The following is a 16681-nucleotide window of genomic DNA, read 5'->3' as shown; positions in this document are numbered from 1 at the left end:
AAGCACTCAAGAGGCCCGGGTTCAAGGCGGGGGAAGGGCGTCAAGCACCGCTGCGATCGCATCAAGCATTGCCGCCGCATCGGGCCGTGCGGCCAGGGCCAGCGACCGGTGGGGCAGGTTGCGCACGACCTCTGCCACGGCCGGGCTGATCGCAACAAGATGAAGATCGGCCTGCGCACCCTGTGCCTGGGCCGCGAACAGCGCGGCACTGCGCGGCGAGAACAAAGGCACGATCACGGGATTTCCGCCATTCAGCAATCGCTGTGCTTCGTCTGTCAGCGCCTGGGGAACCTGTCTGTAAACCACGGCGGATTCAGTCTCTATTCCAGCGGAATTCAGTCGTTCCGCCACCTCGCCGCGGGTCTCTTGGCCGCGAAGGTGCAGCAGCCGGCCTGCGGGCGGATCGGCAAGGATCGCGGCAACCAGCGCGCGTGCATCACCGTCGGCCGAACGCGCCCTGAACCCTGCCTTGGCAGCGCGATCTGCCGTTTTCGCGCCGACGCACCAGGCCAGCCGGGGCAGGGCGGTTGCCAACCGGACCGCCGCATCCACCCCTGTGGCCGAGGTGAAGATCACCCCGGCGAAAGGGCCGGCCGGAAGCCCGGGTGTCAGATGCACTGCCGCCATCAGCGGCGCGACGACGGGACGCAGCCTGCCGCCGAACCGCTGGTTCAGCTGTTGCGCAAAGCGGCGGGCCTCTGCCTCGGGCCGGGTCAGGAGGACGGGCACCGCCGCCACATTGGATTGTCTCGCCATGCCCTTGGTGTTACCTGCGGCCAGACTTTCGCGCAACGGCGGCCATGGACCGGACCCTCACCCTTCTCGGCATCGAATCAAGCTGCGACGACACCGCCGCGGCCGTGGTCCGCGCGGGAGCGGGGGCAGAGATCCTGTCGTCCGAGGTGTTGGGCCAGACCGCGCTGCACGAGGCCTATGGCGGCGTGGTGCCCGAGATCGCCGCCCGCGCCCATGCCGAACGGCTGGACGGCGTGGTGGAAACCGCCCTGGAAAAGGCGGGCGTCACGCTGGAGGATATCGACGCCATCGCGGTAACCGCCGGGCCCGGGCTGATCGGCGGGGTGCTTTCGGGCGTGATGCTTGCGCGCGGAATCGCGGCGGCCCGTGGATTGCAGCTGATTGCCGTGAACCATCTGGCGGGCCATGCGCTGACACCCCGGCTGACGGACGGTGTCGCCTTTCCATATCTGATGCTGCTGGTTTCCGGCGGGCATTGCCAGTTCCTGCTGGTGCAGGGCGTGGGCCGCTATCGCCGTCTGGGCGGTACGATCGACGATGCCCCGGGCGAGGCTTTCGACAAGACGGCGAAGCTTCTTGGTCTGCCGCAGCCCGGCGGCCCGTCGGTCGAGGCCGAGGCAGCCCGTGGCGATGCGACACGCTTCCATTTTCCGCGCCCGCTTCTGGACCGGGAGGGCTGCGACATGTCCTTTTCCGGCCTCAAGACCGCGCTTTTGCGCGCACGCGATGCGCTGGTGGCCGAAAAGGGCGGCATCACCCTGCAGGATCGCCGCGATCTGTGTGCAGGCTTTCAGGCCGCGGTGGCAGAGGTGCTGGCCGTCAAGACCGACCGCGCCCTGGCGATGGCCGGGGTGCAGCCGACCGCGTTGTGCGTGGCCGGTGGCGTGGCCGCGAACAAGGTCATTCGGGCCAGGTTAGAGACTGTTTCGGCGCGCGTGGGGGTGCCCTTTGTTGCACCGCCCTTGCGGCTTTGCACCGACAATGCCGCGATGATCGCCTGGGCGGGGATCGAGCATCTGCGGGCCGGATTTCCCCCCTCGACCGATTTCGCCGCGCGCCCGCGCTGGCCCCTGGACGAAAGTGCCCCGGCGCTGCTGGGTTCGGGCAGGAAGGGGGCCAAGGCATGATCGGCATCGCGGGCGCGGGCGCCTTCGGCACGGCGCTGGCCGTGGCCCTTGCCCGGAGCGGGCGCGAGGTGCGGCTTTGGGCGCGGGACGCGGAACAGGTGCGGATGATGCAGGAGACACGGCGGAATGACGCCGCGCTTCCGGGGGTGGATCTGCCGGAAAACATCTCTGTGCAGGCGGAAATCGCGGATGTCTGCGGCGGGCAGGCGCTGCTGCTGGCGGTGCCGATGCAGGCGCTCGGGGGGCTGCTCGACCGCTGGTCGCAGATCGACGCGCGCCAGCCGCTGGTCGCCTGCTGCAAGGGGGTTGACCTTGTGACGCTGCGCGGCCCGGTTGCGGTCATCGCAGGGCGGCGACCCGCCGCCATGGCCGCCATCCTGACCGGCCCGAGCTTTGCCGCCGACATCGCAAGGGGCCTGCCCACGGCCCTGACCCTTGCCGCGACGGGCGAAATCAGGGGCTTGCAGGAACTGCTTTCCACCCCGACCCTGCGGATCTACCGCACCGATGACGTGACGGGTGCCGAACTTGGGGGCGCCTTGAAGAACGTCATCGCCATCGCCGCCGGAGTGGTGATCGGCGCGGGCCTTGGCGACAGTGCCCGGGCGGCGCTTATGACGCGCGGCTATGCCGAGATGGTGCGGCTGGCGCTGGCCTTGGGCGCCCGGCCCGAAACGTTGTCGGGCCTGTCCGGCCTGGGCGATCTGGTGCTGACCTGCACATCGACGCAATCGCGGAACTTCCGTTTCGGGCTTGCCCTGGGCAAGCGCGAGACCTTCGACCCCTCGATCACCGTGGAAGGCGTGGCCACGGCGCGGGCAGTGGTCCGCCTGGCTGCGGAAAGGGGCATCGACATGCCGGTGACCGCAATGGTCGATGCCCTTGCCCTTGGCCGGATCACCCTCGAAAGTGCCGTGGCAACGCTGATGAGCCGCCCCCTGAAACAGGAATGACCATGCGCTACGCCCTGATCTGCCTTGACAAGCCCAATGCCCTGCAAACCCGCGTGGAGAACCGGGAGGCCCATCTGGAACACATCCGCTCCTCGGGCGTGGTCGAACAGGCCGGGCCGTTCATCGATGCCGCCGGGCAGATGTGCGGCAGTCTGGTGATCCTGAACGTCGGCTCCAAGGCCGAGGCCGAGGCCTGGGCAGCAGCCGACCCCTATGCGAAGGCCGGGCTGTTCCAGTCGGTGATGATCCAGGAATGGAAGAAGGTGATCGGATGAACTACTGGCTGTTCAAGTCGGAACCCGATGTCTGGGGCTGGGATGATCAGGTTGCCAAGGGGGACGAGGGCGAGGAATGGCATGGCGTGCGCAACTATCAGGCGCGCAACAACATGCGGGCGATGAAGATCGGCGACCGGGGCTTCTTCTACCACTCCAACGTGGGAAAGGAGATCGTCGGCATCGTCGAGGTCTGCCGCGAAAGCGCCCCAGACAGCACGACCGACGACCCTCGGTGGGACTGCGTGTGGATCCGGGCGGTGCAGCCCCTGAAGCGTGCCGTCAGCCTTGAGGAGTGCAAGGTCACCCCGGGGCTGGAGGGCATGGTGCTGGTCAACAACACCCGCCTGTCGGTGCAACCGGTCAGCCCCGAGGAATGGGCGATCATCTGCCGGCTTGGCGGCGTCGAGCCCTGAGGCATCCCCGTCAGGGCGGAGCCTCGCGCGACGTCGTCTTCTCGTCGCGGGATCGCTGGGGCAAGCAACGAAAGCATCGACGCGCCGCCGCAAAGGAAAAGGCCGCCACGGTTTCCCCTGGCGGCCCCGAGATCCGGTTGCCGAAGCAGGCTCAGCCCTGGCGAGCCTTGTAGCGCTTCTGCGTCTTGTTGATCACGTAGACGCGGCCCTTGCGGCGCACGACCTGGCAATCGCGGTGACGCGTCTTCAGCGAGCGGAGCGAGTTGGCGACTTTCATGGTCGGCTCTCCTTCTTCGCGGCGCTTCCCGCGCCAGATTGAAACCAATGCCCCCGGACGGGGGCGGCGAATGGTGGGCGGTACTGGGATCGAACCAGTGGCCACTACGATGTCAACGTAGTGCTCTACCGCTGAGCTAACCGCCCACATGCCCTTGCGCCTTGCCCCAGCCCCTTCCGGTTAAACGAAAAGGACGCGGGGCAAACCGCGTCGGTCAGGCCGGGTCTATACTGACAAGCGCGCAGGGCTGCAAGGGGTTTTGGCTTTCGATCTTCTCGGGCTATATCATGCAAAGCGGAAGGAGGTCCCGTGCCGCAAGAGGTGACCGAAGCCTATGTGCTGCAACGCCCGGCCCGGGCCGTCGGGCCGGTCATCTTTGCCTCGCCGCATTCCGGGCGTGATTATCCGGCCGCCTTTCTGGCGCGGGCAGTCCTGGACCGTCAGGCCATACGGTCGTCCGAGGATGCCTTCGTGGACCTGCTGTTCGAATCGGCCCCGGCACTGGGTGCGCCGCTTCTGGCGGCGCGGGCGCCGCGCGCCTTCATCGACCTGAACCGGGCGGCGGACGAACTGGACCCTGCCGTGATCGAGGGAATCGCCCGTGCGCCGCACAATCCCCGGGTCACCTCGGGGCTGGGGGTGATTCCCCGCGTGGTGGCCGGGGGGCGGCCGATCTATTCCGGCAAGCTTGGCCTTGCCGAAGCAGAGGCGCGGATTGCCCGGTTCTGGCACCCCTATCATCAGGCGCTTGCCGCCCTGGTGGAAGAAACGCGTGCCACCTTCGGGCAGGCCGTGCTGATCGACTGCCATTCCATGCCGCACGAAGCGATCGAGGCGCATTCCCGCCCGGGCCAGTTGCGGCCAGAGGTGGTGCTGGGCGACCGCTACGGCGTGGCCGCGGGGCGCGAGGTGGTGGACCGGATCGAGGCCGCCTTTGCCGGGGCGGGCCTGCGGGTCGGGCGCAATGCACCGTTCGCCGGGGCCTATATCGCACAGGCCTACGGTCGGCCGATGCGTGGGGTGCATGTGGTGCAGGTCGAAATCGACCGGGCGCTTTACATGAACGAGGCGCGCATCGAACCGCTGCCGGGGTTCGATGCCTTCCGCTCGCTTATCGAGGGCGTCGTGGCCGAGATCCTGCGGCCCTCGGGCCTGGCACTGGCGGCGGAATAGGGCCCGCCCCGCGCCCCGGACGCGATCCGGGGCGCGCGGGCTTCAGGTCACGACCGTTTCGCGCCTTTCGGCGGCACGAACCGCCTGGAGGTGTCGCGGGGGTCTGCCTTGGGCTTCGCCGGGCGGTCCTTCGCAGCGGGCTTGTCGAACTCCGCCTTGCCGAACGGCTTTTTTCCGCCTGCGGCATGGCTCTTGAAGCCGCCGGCCTTGGCGCCGCCCTCGCGCTTCAAGAAGGGACGCGCCTCGTCACCCCTGGGGGCAAAGGTCTTTTTCGGACGGTCGCCGTCCTCGCGCGGGCGGAAGCCCTCGCCCTTGGGCGCATGGGGTTTCTTCGGGCGATCACCATCATCGCGCCGCCTCGTGGCGACACCTTCTGCGGCGTGGCTCTTGTAGCCCGCAGCCCGGGCCGGCTTGTCGGGCGATCCGCCGTGGCTCTTGTAGCCGGCCGAGCGGGGGGCGGCCTTCTGATCGGGGGTCCAGCGCGGCTTTTTCGGGCGGTTCTCATCACCTTCGGGGCGCGGGGCGCGGTCGGCATGGGGCTTGCGTTCCGGACGCGGGCCATCTTCGCGCCGCGGCTTCCAGTCGGGCCGGGTCTCGGTCGGGCGGGGGCGGTCATCATATTTGGCCCGCGGTCTGGGGGTGTGGTCGCTGCGCGCCGATTCGGCCTCGATCTCTTCCACCACGCGGGGGGGCTTGGGGGTATAGGCGGGCTTTTCGCGGCGTTCGGCACGATCCGGCCGCGCCGGGCGCTCGAACCTGGGTCGGTCGAAATCGGGCTCGCCCTCGAGGCGGGTCATCGTGATGCCCTTGTCCAGTTCGATTTCGTTGCCGAAGCGCGGGGCGAGGGCTTCGCTGATCTGCACGAAGGTTTCATCCTCGCGCACACGGATCGCGCCGATGCCGTCCTTGGCGATGCTGCCGGCATCGCAGATCTTCGGCAGAAGCCAGCGCGCCTCGGCCCGGCCTGAGCGGCCGACCGACAGGCGGAACCAGACCGAAGGGCCGAACTCGCCACGATCACGCGGGGCAGGGGGCGGCTGGGTGGGCAGGTCGGTGGACAGCACCTCGGGCGCGGACCGCCCCTCGCGCCAGAGGCGGACGAAGGCGGCGGCCAGCGCCTCGGCCCCGTAGCGATCCAGCAGATCGGCTGCAATGCCCGCTTCCTCGCCGATCGGCGCAGTCAGCGAGGGATGTTCCAGCAGGCGCTGATCCTCGCGCGCCTGCACCTCGTCGGCGCCCGGGGCGGCGCCCCATTCCGCCACGACCTTGGCGCCGTGAAGCAGACGCTGGGCCTTCTTGTAGTCGGCCGGCGTCACGATCAGCGCCGAGACACCCTTCTTGCCTGCCCGGCCGGTGCGGCCCGACCGGTGCAGCAGGGTTTCCGGGTTAGATGGCAGGTCGGCGTGGACCACCAGTTCCAGCCCAGGCAGGTCGATGCCGCGCGCGGCCACGTCGGTGGCAATGCACACCCGGGCCCGACCGTCACGCAGCGCCTGAAGGGCATGGGTACGCTCTTGCTGCGAAAGTTCCCCGGACAGGGCCACGACCTGGAAGCCGCGGTTGCCCATGCGGGCAAGCAGATGGTTCACGTTGGCCCGCGTCTTGCAGAAGACGATCGCCGTACGCGCATCGTAATAACGCAACACGTTGAAGATCGCATGTTCCCGGTCGCGTACAGCGACCGAAAACGCGCGGTATTCGATATCGACGTGCTGCTTCGCCTCGCCCTGGGCCTGAATGCGCAGGGCATCCTTCTGGAACTCGCCGGCCAGACGCTCGATCTCCTTCGGCACGGTGGCCGAGAACATCAGCGTGCGGCGATCCTCGGGCGCGGCGGCCAGGATGAATTCCAGATCCTCGGCAAACCCGAGGTCCAGCATCTCGTCGGCCTCGTCCAGCACCACGGCGCGCAGACCCGACAGGTCAAGGCTGCCGCGCTCGATATGGTCGCGCAGACGACCGGGGGTGCCCACGACGATATGCGCGCCGCGTTCCAGTGCCCGGCGTTCGGTGCGGTAGTCCATGCCACCGACGCAGGTCGCGATCTTCGCCTGCGCGCCGGCGTAAAGCCATTCCAGTTCGCGCGCGACCTGAAGCGCCAGTTCGCGCGTTGGCGCAATGGCCAGCGCGATGGGCTTGTCGGCGTAAAGGAGCACGTCCTGCCCGTTCAGGATTTCCGGCGCGATGGCCAGGCCAAAGGCCACGGTCTTGCCCGATCCGGTCTGCGCCGAGACCAGCGCATCTCGGCCCGCCACGCCTTCGGCCAGCACCGCCTGCTGCACCGAAGTCAGCGTTTCATAGCCCTTCTCGGCCAAAGCCTGCGCCAGCGGCGCGGCCAGTGTCTCGATCGTCATGGATGTCTTTCCAAAGGGAGGCGCAATGCGCCTGAAAAAGCCAGAACGGCCCCTGTCCCCTTGATGCGGGCCTCCTCGCCCGCAGTGCCGGAATCTCGACCGTCGGCAGGGTCAGTAGCCTAATGCACGGCGGCTGTATAGGGCCGAACGCGACGCTTCCGCGAAGAATGCACGCGGCAAGGGCCGGCAATCCGGCGCGCCAGGTTCAACGCAGACCGATTTCTGCAAGCGCCTGGGCAAGCCTGGGGGGAAGCGGATCATCCTTGGCACGGCCCGGCGCCAGGTCGCGCGGGCTGTCCTTCGGATCAAGATAGCGCCACCCCTGGAAAGGGCGGCGGGGGGCGGGTTCAGTACGGATCACTTCGTGGTCGAGGACAAGGGCACAGCGCGGGATGCCGTCGCCGAGGTTCACCTCCTGCAGGTCGAGGATGCGCTGACGGCACAGGATCACGCCCTTGATCACCCAGTAGAGCGAGCCGCCGTCCAGCACCTCGGCCTCGCGTTTCGGCCACATGCGGGTGACGTGGACCGCCCGGCCCTCCGGCCAGTGCGGGCGCTGGCTGCGCTGCCAGTCGAGCAGATCCTCGACCGAGTCGGCGCCGACGCAGAGTTTCAGGAGGTTGATCATGCGCCCGATCATAGGGCCTGCGGCGGGGGCTTCAAGTTGACCCCCGGGGGGCAGGGGCGTATCTTGGGCCTTCTGCCGGACTTATCCACAACAGACAGGAAGATTCGCCCGATGTCGCGATTCGATGCCCCCATCGCTGAAGCCATCTGGGACATGAAGTATCGCTTCAAGGAGGCGGACGGCACGCCGATCGACGGGACGGTGGAAGACACCTGGCGGCGGATCGCGCGCGCTCTGGCCGCGGTGGAGGCCGAGCCCGCGAAATGGGAGGACGAGTTCTATTCCGCGCTGGAGGATTTCCGCTTCCTGCCGGCCGGCCGCATCACCGCCGGGGCTGGGACCGGGCGGCAGGTGACGCTGTTCAACTGTTTCGTCATGGGCACGATCCCCGACACCATGGCCGGGATCTTCGACAGCCTGAAGGAGGCCGCGCTGACCATGCAGCAGGGCGGCGGGATCGGCTATGACTTCAGCACGATACGGCCGCGAGGGGCGCCAGTCGCCGGGGTGGCGGCGGATGCCTCGGGGCCATTGTCGTTCATGGATGTCTGGGATGCGATGTGCCGCACGATCATGTCCGCCGGCAGCCGCCGGGGCGCGATGATGGCGACGATGCGCTGCGATCATCCCGACATCGAGGCCTTCATCGAGGCGAAGAAGGATCCGGCCCGACTGCGCATGTTCAACCTCTCGGTCCTGGTGACCGATGCCTTCATGGCCGCGGTCAAGGCCGATGGCCCGTGGGAGCTGGTTTTCGGCGGCAAGGTCTACAGGACGGTTCAGGCGCGCGACCTGTGGAACCGGATCATGCGGTCCACCTATGATTTCGCCGAGCCGGGGGTGATCTTCATCGACCGGATCAACGCCATGAACAACCTTGCCTATTGCGAGACGATCGCGGCCACCAATCCCTGCGGCGAGCAGCCCCTGCCACCCTATGGCGCCTGCCTTCTGGGCTCGATCAACCTGGCGCGGCTGGTGAAGGATCCGTTCGAACCCCATTCGCAGCTGGACATGGATCAGTTGAACCGCCTGGTACGCACGGCGGTGCGGATGATGGACAACGTGGTGGATGCCAGCCGCTTTCCGCTGCCGCAGCAGGCCGAGGAGGCGCGGGCCAAGCGGCGGATCGGGCTGGGGGTCACGGGGCTTGCCGATGCGCTTCTGATGGTGAGGTTGCGCTATGGCTCTGAGGAGGCCGCGCGCGTCACCGGGATCTGGATGCATGCCATCGCACGGGCGGCCTATCTGGCCAGCGTCGATCTGGCGAAGGAGAAGGGCCCCTTCCCGCTGTTCGATGCCGCGAAATACCTGGCTTCGGGCACGATGCGGCGGATGGATGCCGATGTGCGTGCAGCGATCGCCGCGCATGGGATCCGCAATGCGCTTCTGACCAGCGTGGCACCGACCGGGACGATCAGCCTTTACGCCGGCAACGTCTCAAGCGGGATCGAGCCGGTGTTCGCCTATGCCTATACCCGCAAGGTGTTGCAGAAGGACGGCAGCCGCACCGAGGAGGAGGTAGTGGATTATGCCGTCCGTCTGTGGCGCGAGAAATTCGGCGATGCGGCCCTGCCCGATTATTTCGTGAATGCCCAGACGCTGCCGCCGCTCGACCATGTGCGGATGCAGGCGGCAGCGCAGGAATGGGTGGACAGCTCGATCTCGAAGACGATCAACTGCCCGGCGGACATTTCCTTCGACGATTTCAAGGATGTCTACATGGCCGCCTGGGATCAGGGCTGCAAGGGCTGCACCACCTACCGCCCGAACGAGGTGACGGGTTCGGTCCTGACCGTGTCAGAAACCACTGACAAGGCGCCGGGAGAGGGGCCGGAGCAGGCCCGGGCCGCAGCTTCCGGGGGCGAGGTGGTCTATCTGTCCGAACCGCTCGACCGCCCGACCGCGCTGGAGGGGCGCACCTACAAGCTGAAATGGCCGGGAACCGAACATGCCCTTTACATCACGATCAACGACATCGTGACAGCGGGTCACCGCCGGCCCTTCGAGGTGTTCATCAACTCGAAGAACATGGAGCATTACGCCTGGACGGTGGCGCTGACCCGGATGATTTCGGCGGTGTTCCGGCGCGGGGGGGATATCTCGTTCGTGGTCGAGGAACTGAAGGCCGTGTTCGACCCGCGCGGCGGGGCCTGGATGGACGGCCGCTACATCCCCTCGATCCTTGCGGCCATCGGCGGGGTGATCGAACGTCACCTGATCGAGATCGGCTTCATCGAGGGCGAGGGGCAGGGCCTGAAATCGGACCCCAAGGCCGAAATCCTGCGGGTCGGCGAGGCGCCGCGCAAGGCCTGCCCGGCCTGCGGAAGTTACGACCTGCGGATGGTGGAGGGATGCCTGACCTGCGGGTCATGCGGGCATTCGAAATGCGGCTAGGCAGAGCACGGGAAGTGCTGCCGAAGGCGTGAAAGCGCGGCGCGGGAACAATCGCCTTTACCTTCGCGGCGTTTGTTCCCGCGCCGCTCAGGCCGGGGCAAGACCAAGCAGCTGACGGGCCTCGGCCGGTGTGGCGACAGGGCGCCGGTGTCGGTCGCAGATCTCGACCACGCGGCGGACAAGGGCAGCGTTCGAGGGCGCCAGCGTGGTCCTGTCCAGCCGCACGTTGTCTTCCAGCCCGGTGCGCGCGTGCCCGCCCGCAGCAACGCACCATTCGTTCAGCGTGATCTGATGCGGCCCGATCCCGGCGCCACACCATTCAGAACCCGGCAGAAGGCGTTCGACCGTGCGGATGTAATAGTCGAACACGTCGCGGTCGGCGGGCATGGCGTTCTTCACGCCCATAACGAACTGCACATAGGCCGGGGCCTTCAGCCGCCCGTCGCGCTGCATCGCCGCAGCCTGGTGGATGTGGGAAAGGTCAAAGCATTCGATCTCGGGCTTGATCCCGTAGGTCAGCATTTCCGCAGCCAGCCAGTCCACCAGATCGGGCGGGTTTTCATAGACGCGCGTCGGGAAGTTGTTCGATCCGACCGACAGGCTGGCCATGTCGGGCTTCAGCGGCAGCATCCCCCCACGCGCCTTGCCGGCGCCGGACCGCCCGCCGGTGGAAAACTGCACGATCATGCCGGGGCAGTGCCTGCGCACCCCCTCCATGAGCCGAGCGAATTTCTCGGGGTCGGAGGAGGGCGTACCATCGTCGTTGCGGACATGGGCATGCACGATGGTCGCTCCGGCCTCGAACGCCTCGTGCGTGGATTCGATCTGTTCGGCGACGGTGATCGGCACGGCCGGATTGTCCGACTTCTGCGGAAGCGAACCGGTGATCGCGACGCAGATGATGCAGGGCTTGGTCATGGGCGGCTCAGCCTGGGGCAAGGACGAAGTCATGTTCCACCAGGAAGAACGGCCGGGTAAATCCGGCCTCGGCGATGCGCGCCGGATCGGACACAAGATCGAACTTTGCCAGCAGGCTTTCCTTCACGCCGAAGACCGCATCGGAATTGATGTAGGGATCGTCGGGGTCGAAGATGTGCGTCACCAGCCGCGCATGGCCTGGCGCCTCGATGATGTAATGCAGATGTGCGGGGCGGTAGGGGTGCCGGCCCAGCGCACGCAGCAGTTGGCCGACCGGCCCGTCATCGGGAATCGGGTAGAACTTCGGCTTCACGCCCTTGAACCAGTAGCGCCCGTCGGCCCCGGTACGGAACACGCCACGCAGGTTGAAGTCGGGCTGGATACCCTTCTGCTGCACGTCGTAGAAGCCTTCGTCGTTGGCCTGCCAGACGTCGATCTTCGCATTGGCCAGGGGCGACCCGTCGGTGGACCGGATCGTGCCGCGCACCAGCATCGGCTCGCCCTTTTGGTCAAGGCAGATGTCGCTGCCCATCGGCAGTTCCGGCGCGTCGGCGACGTGGAAGGGGCCGAGGACCGTGCTTTCGCTGGCGCCCGAGGGTTTGCGGTTGTTGATCGCATCGACCAGCATCGAAACCCCAAGAACATCGGACAGAAGGATGAACTCCTGCCGCCAGTCGGTGCACATGTGGCCGGTGGCGGTCAGGAACTTGATGGCCTCGAACCATTCCGCCTCGGTCGGCTCGATCTCCTTCACGGCGGCGTGCAGGTGACGGGTCAGGATCGCCATGACCTCGGCCAGACGCGCGTTCCGGGCCCTGGCATTGCGGCTGATGACGACCTCGGCAGAGTTGGCCTCGGTGAAGAACCCCTGTTCGGTCATGGTCAGTGCCCCAGGATGCTGCGCAGGACGCGGGTCAGGTCGGCCGCAGGGTCGCCGGACGCGCCGACCGACCGCCAGGCGACGTGATGGTCAGGGCGCACCAGCACACAGCCCGCGTCGCGGATTTCCCGCACCTTGTGCCAGTCACCGACGTGATCCTCGTAATCGGCGCGGGGACCGATGGTGATGGCGCGGATCGGCAGGTTCAGCGCACGGCCGACCTCGGCCGCGGCCTTCACCCATCCCTGGCCGCCGATTCCGGTGAGGATGGTGAACTGGCCCTTGCCGCACAGATCCAGCGTGGAATGCCTGCCGCCATGACGGTCATAAACCCAGGCATGCGGCAACCGCGCGCCGGGGAAGGTAGTCGGCTGATAGTAAAGCTCCATGTCCGCGTTCGGCGGCGGCGGGTCTTGCCCATCGGTGACCACCGCGCCAGAGCTGTAGCGCTGGTTCATTTCGACCCCGTGGCAGTCGAATTCGTAGACCTTGAAGTCGATCGCCTTGCGCAGCGCCTCGCGCTGGCGCTCGCCGGCTTCGGTGGCGTCGCAGCGGGCAGCCATGCTGCGCTGGATCTTTTCGTGGTCAACACCGCCGTCCATGCCCAGCGCCTCGAAGATCGGGCCGAATTCGGCGATGGACTGGTTGGCGCGGGTGACGATCTGTTTGGCGACCGGCGCGCGCTCGGCGCTGTAGCTGTCCAGAAGCCTGGGGGTCGCCTGTCCCTTGATGACGGCGGCCAGTTTCCAGGCCAGATTGAAGCCGTCCTGGATCGAGGTATTCGACCCCAGCCCGTTCGAGGGCGGGTGACGGTGCGCCGCGTCGCCCATGATGAACACGCGCCCCGATTGCATGTGGGTGGCGTAGCAGTTGTTCACCGTCCAGGTGTTGGCGCTGATCAAGTCGATCTCCAGATCTGGAACGCCGACCAGCTGCCGCGCGACCTGGGTCGCCATCGCCGCATCCACCACCGGGGCGGGCTGGTTGATGTCGTAGCCCCAGACGATCAGCCATTCGTTCCAGGGCCGCACCATGCGGACCAGGCCCATGCCGATCCCGCCCACATCGGCGCCGGGCTGCATGACCCAGTAGAGAACGCTGGGCCGGTGCGCGACGTAACGCGACAGGTCGGCGCGGAACAGGATGTTCATCGACCCGCCGACGCCCATCCTGCCCTCGAACGGCAGGCCCGCGTGCTCGGCGACGAGGCTGTTGCCCCCGTCCGCCCCCACCAGGTATTTCGACCGCACGGTGAAATCCTTGCCTGTAAGCCGGTCGCGGCAGGTGGTCGTGACCCCTTCGGCGTCCTGGACATGGGAGAGGTACTCGGTGGACATCCGCGACTGGGCACCCCGGCGACAGGCGGTGCCGAAGAGGATCGGCTCCATGAAGGTCTGCGGCAGGTCGTTCATCTCGCAGGGGCTGGCGCGCAGGTGGCGGGCCTTGCTTTCGGGCGAAGTGCCCCAGGATTGCATCCGGCCCAGTTCCTCGCCGGCCAGCGACACGCAGAAGACGTTGTTGCCCATCAGCTCCTGATGGGTGGCGTGCTTCATCGCCTCCTCCTCGACCTCGGGGCCAAGGTCGCGCAGGACTTCCATGGTGCGCTGGTTGGTGATGTGGGCGCGGGGGGTATTGGCCAGCCAGCGGTAGCGGTTCACGACCAGCACCTCGACCCCGTACGAGGCCAGGAGGGCCGCCGTGGCCGATCCGGCCGGTCCGGTACCGATGACAAGAACGTCGGTGGTGATGTCAGCCATTTCGGGCTCCTTCCAGGATCAGGCGGCGTTGAATGGGGAACAGGGCAATGCCCCAGCGGTCGGCGATCAGGCCCCAGAGACCCCGCGGGGCGAACAGCATGGTGACGATGGCCAGCAGGCCAAGCGCCAGCAGATACCAGCTGCCATAGTCGGCGAAGGCGGTCTGCAGGCCCCAGAAGACGAGAACGCCGAGGATCGGCCCCTCCAGCCGGCCGATCCCGCCGATGACGGCAATGAAGATGACATAGGCCGTCCAGTTGGTGACGGAGAAGGCCGCGTCGGGCGAGATGCGGGCGGTCTGGACATAGATCAGCGCGCCGACCAGGCCGGTCATCGTGGCGGCCGACAGGAAGACCAGCCACTTGACGCGCTGCGCGTCCACCCCGACAGACCGGGCCGCGTTGTCGTTGTCGCGGACGGCAGCCAGCGCAAGCCCCGTGCGCGACCGCAGAAGCGCGTAGATCGCCGCCATCGTGCCCACCGCCAGCGCGAGCGCCAGCCAGTAGGCCAGGATGTCGCGCGCAGCGGCATCGCGGATACCGAACAACTCGGCAATGGCCGCGACGCCGATGATGTCTGATGTCGCCTCGCGCGGCAGGCTGGTGCCGGTGCCGCCGCCGAGCGTCTTCCACTGGGCGACCAGAAGGCGCGTGACCTCGGCGATGACCCAGGTGCCGATGGCAAAGTATGCTCCTTGCAGGCGGAAGGCGAAGAAGGCCATCGGGATTGCCAGCAGGAAGGCTGCGACCCCGCCCAGAAGAATCGCTGGAACTGGATCCCAGCCCCAGAGGATGACGCCTGCGAACATCGCATATGCGCCGATGCCGACAAAGGCCTGCTGGCCGACGCTGACCATCCCGCCATAGCCCGCGATCAGGTTCCACAGCTGCGCCAGCGTCAGCATGGTCAGGATGAAGAACAGATCCTGGATCAGGCTGCGCGAGGCGAAGGCGGGCAGGACCAGGCCCAGGACAACCAGAGCCACGGCAGCGAGGCCGGCGACGGTCGAGGCGCGGGTGCGGGTGGTGACCTTGTGCATCTTAGTCCACCGCCCTTGGGAAAAGGCCGCGCGGGCGGATGATCAGCACGGCAAGAAAGGCCAGATGACCGGCAAGGATCTGCCATTCCGGATTGATCTGCGCGCCCACGGTCTGGGCGATGCCGATGATCGCACCACCCGCCAGCGTGCCCCAGAGGCTGCCGAGGCCGCCGATGATGACCGCCTCGAAGGCATAGATCAGGCGCGCGGGACCGATCGAAGGGTCGAAGTTCGCCCGCATGCCAAGGTAAAGCGCGGCAAGGGTGACGATGACCATGGCAAGGCCCGTGGCCATGGCAAAGACCCCGCGCGGGTTGATGCCCATCAGGCTTGCGGTGACCGGATCGTCACTGGTTGCCCGGAAGGCGCGGCCGATCGCGGTGGTGTAGAAGATGCGGTTCAGGATGAAGATGGCCAGCACCGCCGAGCCGAAGGTCAGAAGCGGCAGGGTGCCTATGGTGACCACGCCCAGGTTGATCGAGGCGCTTTCCAGCGCGCCGGCGCGGATGCGCTGGCTGTCGGCCGAGAAGACCTCCAGCATGCCGTTCTGCAGCGCAACCGAGAGCCCGAAGGTGATGAGCAGCGGCGGCAGGATGTCCTTTCCGACGACCCGGTTCAGGACGAAGCGTTGCAAGGCCCAGCCCAAGGCGAACATGACCGGGGCGGCGATCAGGGCCGACAGGAAAGGGTTCAGCCCCAAGAGATTGACGGTGACCAGGATCAGGAAGGCGGCAAAGACGATCAGATCACCATGGGCCAGATTCACCAGCCGCATGATCCCGAAGACAAGGCTGAGGCCCGCGGCGAAAAGGGCATAAAGACCGCCAAGCAGGATGCCCTGGACGAGGACGTCGAGCCAGATCATCGCGACGACCTCGCAGAGTGGCAGGATGCCCCCCCTCCCCATCCGTCCCCCCGCGTGGGGGAGGGAGGCGTGGGACAGCATGGCCGGGCGCCTCCCCTCCCCCTGGTGGGGAGGGGATGGGGGTGGGGGGCACGCAGGGAAAGGCTGGCAGGCGTCATGTGGGTTCCCCGAAATAGGCGGCGTGGATCGCCTCGCGGCTGATTTCGGCGGCGGGGGCATGCAAGGTCACGCGGCCCTCCATCAGGCAGTAGACCCGGTCGGCGACCGAAAGCGCGCGGGCGATGTCCTGTTCGACGATCACCACCGCCGCGCCGGCTTCGCGGATCGCGGGGAGGGCGGCGTAGATGTCGCGGATCACCACGGGGGCGAGGCCGAGGCTGACCTCGTCACAGAGAAGAAGCTCGGGGTTCGACATCAGCGCGCGGCCGATGGCGACCATCTGCTGCTGGCCGCCGGAAAGCGCCGTGCCGGGCGAGTGGCGGCGGTCCTTCAGGATCGGGAAAAGCTGGTAGATCGTGTCGAGCGACCAGCGGCCACCCCCCCGGCGCACTTGTCCCCCGATCAGCAGGTTCTCCTCGACGGAAAGCGAAGGGAAGAGCTTGCGCCCCTCGGGCACCATGGCGATCCCGCGCTGCATCACCTGGTCGGCGGGCAGGTCGCCGATCGGCTCGCCCCGGTGCAGGACCATGCCGGGGTCGTTGCGCAGCACTCCGGTGATCGAGCGCATCAGGGTCGTCTTGCCCGCACCGTTCGCGCCGATGATGGCGACACATTCGCCGGGGCTTACGGCAAGGTCGATTCCGAACAGCGCCTTGAACTGGCCGTAGGCGGCGGTCAGGCCCCGGGTTTCAAGGATGGGCGTCATG

At 67.3% G+C, this 16681-nt stretch carries 16 protein-coding genes and 1 tRNA gene; 6 read left to right on the top strand and 11 right to left on the bottom strand.

Translation table 11 applies throughout. The features are described from left to right. Nucleotides 1-21: 21 nt before the first annotated feature. The gene (locus EYB42_RS02540) at nt 22-756 is read right to left on the bottom strand and encodes a uroporphyrinogen-III synthase (RefSeq protein WP_135447857.1); all 735 of its coding nucleotides are present in this window, start codon (nt 754-756) and stop codon (nt 22-24) included. A 44-nt stretch (nt 757-800) separates the two neighbouring features. Here EYB42_RS02540 and tsaD point away from each other — a divergent pair, with 44 nt between their 5' ends. Genes tsaD through EYB42_RS02520 form a run of 4 tightly spaced genes read left to right on the top strand, consistent with a single transcriptional unit; the run spans nt 801 to nt 3527 of the window. Continuing rightward, complete coding sequence (gene tsaD, locus EYB42_RS02535; protein ID WP_135447855.1) at nt 801-1883, top strand: tRNA (adenosine(37)-N6)-threonylcarbamoyltransferase complex transferase subunit TsaD; 1083 nt, start codon at nt 801-803, stop codon at nt 1881-1883. Beyond that, nucleotides 1880-2836: an NAD(P)H-dependent glycerol-3-phosphate dehydrogenase gene (locus EYB42_RS02530; RefSeq protein WP_135447852.1), complete on the top strand. Its 957-nt coding sequence runs from the start codon at nt 1880-1882 to the stop codon at nt 2834-2836. The genes tsaD and EYB42_RS02530 overlap by 4 nt, the downstream gene beginning before the upstream one ends. Before the next feature lie 2 nt (nt 2837-2838). Continuing rightward, nucleotides 2839-3111 (top strand): YciI family protein, encoded by a 273-nt coding sequence (locus EYB42_RS02525; protein ID WP_135447995.1) that lies wholly within the window; start codon nt 2839-2841, stop codon nt 3109-3111. Further along, a complete protein-coding gene (locus EYB42_RS02520) occupies nt 3108-3527 on the top strand; it encodes an EVE domain-containing protein (RefSeq protein ID WP_135447850.1) in 420 nt (139 codons plus the stop codon). The genes EYB42_RS02525 and EYB42_RS02520 overlap by 4 nt, the downstream gene beginning before the upstream one ends. Before the next feature lie 151 nt (nt 3528-3678). On the opposite strand, the gene ykgO is transcribed toward EYB42_RS02520, so the two are convergent. Then, nucleotides 3679-3804: a type B 50S ribosomal protein L36 gene (ykgO, locus tag EYB42_RS02515; protein ID WP_023666132.1), complete on the bottom strand. Its 126-nt coding sequence runs from the start codon at nt 3802-3804 to the stop codon at nt 3679-3681. A 71-nt stretch (nt 3805-3875) separates the two neighbouring features. Beyond that, a tRNA-Val gene (locus tag EYB42_RS02510) sits at nt 3876-3950 on the bottom strand. 163 nt (nt 3951-4113) lie between these two features. Between EYB42_RS02510 and EYB42_RS02505 the strand changes: the two genes are divergently transcribed. Next, nucleotides 4114-4977, top strand: coding sequence for an N-formylglutamate amidohydrolase (locus EYB42_RS02505; RefSeq protein ID WP_135447848.1), 864 nt, complete (start codon nt 4114-4116; stop codon nt 4975-4977). Nucleotides 4978-5024: 47 nt separating this feature from the next. Here the strand turns inward: EYB42_RS02505 and EYB42_RS02500 are convergent, their stop codons facing one another. Together EYB42_RS02500 and EYB42_RS02495 are read right to left on the bottom strand one after the other, a co-directional pair. Next, nucleotides 5025-7331, bottom strand: a complete 2307-nt coding sequence (locus EYB42_RS02500) for a DEAD/DEAH box helicase (protein WP_135447846.1) — start codon at nt 7329-7331, stop codon at nt 5025-5027. A 205-nt stretch (nt 7332-7536) separates the two neighbouring features. Beyond that, nucleotides 7537-7959, bottom strand: coding sequence for a DUF1489 family protein (locus EYB42_RS02495; protein WP_394346479.1), 423 nt, complete (start codon nt 7957-7959; stop codon nt 7537-7539). 111 nt (nt 7960-8070) lie between these two features. On the opposite strand from EYB42_RS02495, the gene EYB42_RS02490 reads away from it, so the two are divergent. Then, entirely contained in the window at nt 8071-10356 is a 2286-nt protein-coding gene (locus tag EYB42_RS02490) for an adenosylcobalamin-dependent ribonucleoside-diphosphate reductase (protein WP_135447844.1), read from the top strand. Nucleotides 10357-10443: 87 nt separating this feature from the next. On the opposite strand, the gene EYB42_RS02485 is transcribed toward EYB42_RS02490, so the two are convergent. The 6 genes from EYB42_RS02485 to EYB42_RS02460 all read right to left on the bottom strand — a co-directional run bounded on the left by EYB42_RS02485 (nt 10444) and on the right by EYB42_RS02460 (nt 16680). Then, a complete protein-coding gene (locus EYB42_RS02485; RefSeq protein WP_135447842.1) occupies nt 10444-11274 on the bottom strand; it encodes a BKACE family enzyme in 831 nt (276 codons plus the stop codon). Between the two features lie 7 nt (nt 11275-11281). Next, nucleotides 11282-12154, bottom strand: a complete 873-nt coding sequence (locus EYB42_RS02480; protein WP_135447840.1) for an intradiol ring-cleavage dioxygenase — start codon at nt 12152-12154, stop codon at nt 11282-11284. Nucleotides 12155-12156: 2 nt separating this feature from the next. Further along, nucleotides 12157-13911, bottom strand: a complete 1755-nt coding sequence (locus EYB42_RS02475; protein ID WP_135447838.1) for an FAD-dependent oxidoreductase — start codon at nt 13909-13911, stop codon at nt 12157-12159. After that, nucleotides 13904-14950: a branched-chain amino acid ABC transporter permease gene (locus EYB42_RS02470; protein ID WP_135447836.1), complete on the bottom strand. Its 1047-nt coding sequence runs from the start codon at nt 14948-14950 to the stop codon at nt 13904-13906. Before EYB42_RS02470 ends, EYB42_RS02475 begins: the two co-directional genes overlap by 8 nt. A gap of 1 nt (nt 14951) precedes the next feature. Beyond that, a complete protein-coding gene (locus EYB42_RS02465; RefSeq protein ID WP_135447834.1) occupies nt 14952-15815 on the bottom strand; it encodes a branched-chain amino acid ABC transporter permease in 864 nt (287 codons plus the stop codon). A gap of 154 nt (nt 15816-15969) precedes the next feature. Continuing rightward, complete coding sequence (locus EYB42_RS02460; RefSeq protein WP_167850898.1) at nt 15970-16680, bottom strand: ABC transporter ATP-binding protein; 711 nt, start codon at nt 16678-16680, stop codon at nt 15970-15972. Nucleotide 16681: the final 1 nt, after the last annotated feature.

The sequence above is a fragment of the Tabrizicola caldifontis genome, assembly GCF_004762095.1.
In the GTDB taxonomy this organism is placed as follows: domain Bacteria; phylum Pseudomonadota; class Alphaproteobacteria; order Rhodobacterales; family Rhodobacteraceae; genus Tabrizicola; species Tabrizicola caldifontis.
Note: the sequence above shows the minus strand (reverse complement) of the source record. Positions and strands in the feature narration are given on the sequence as shown.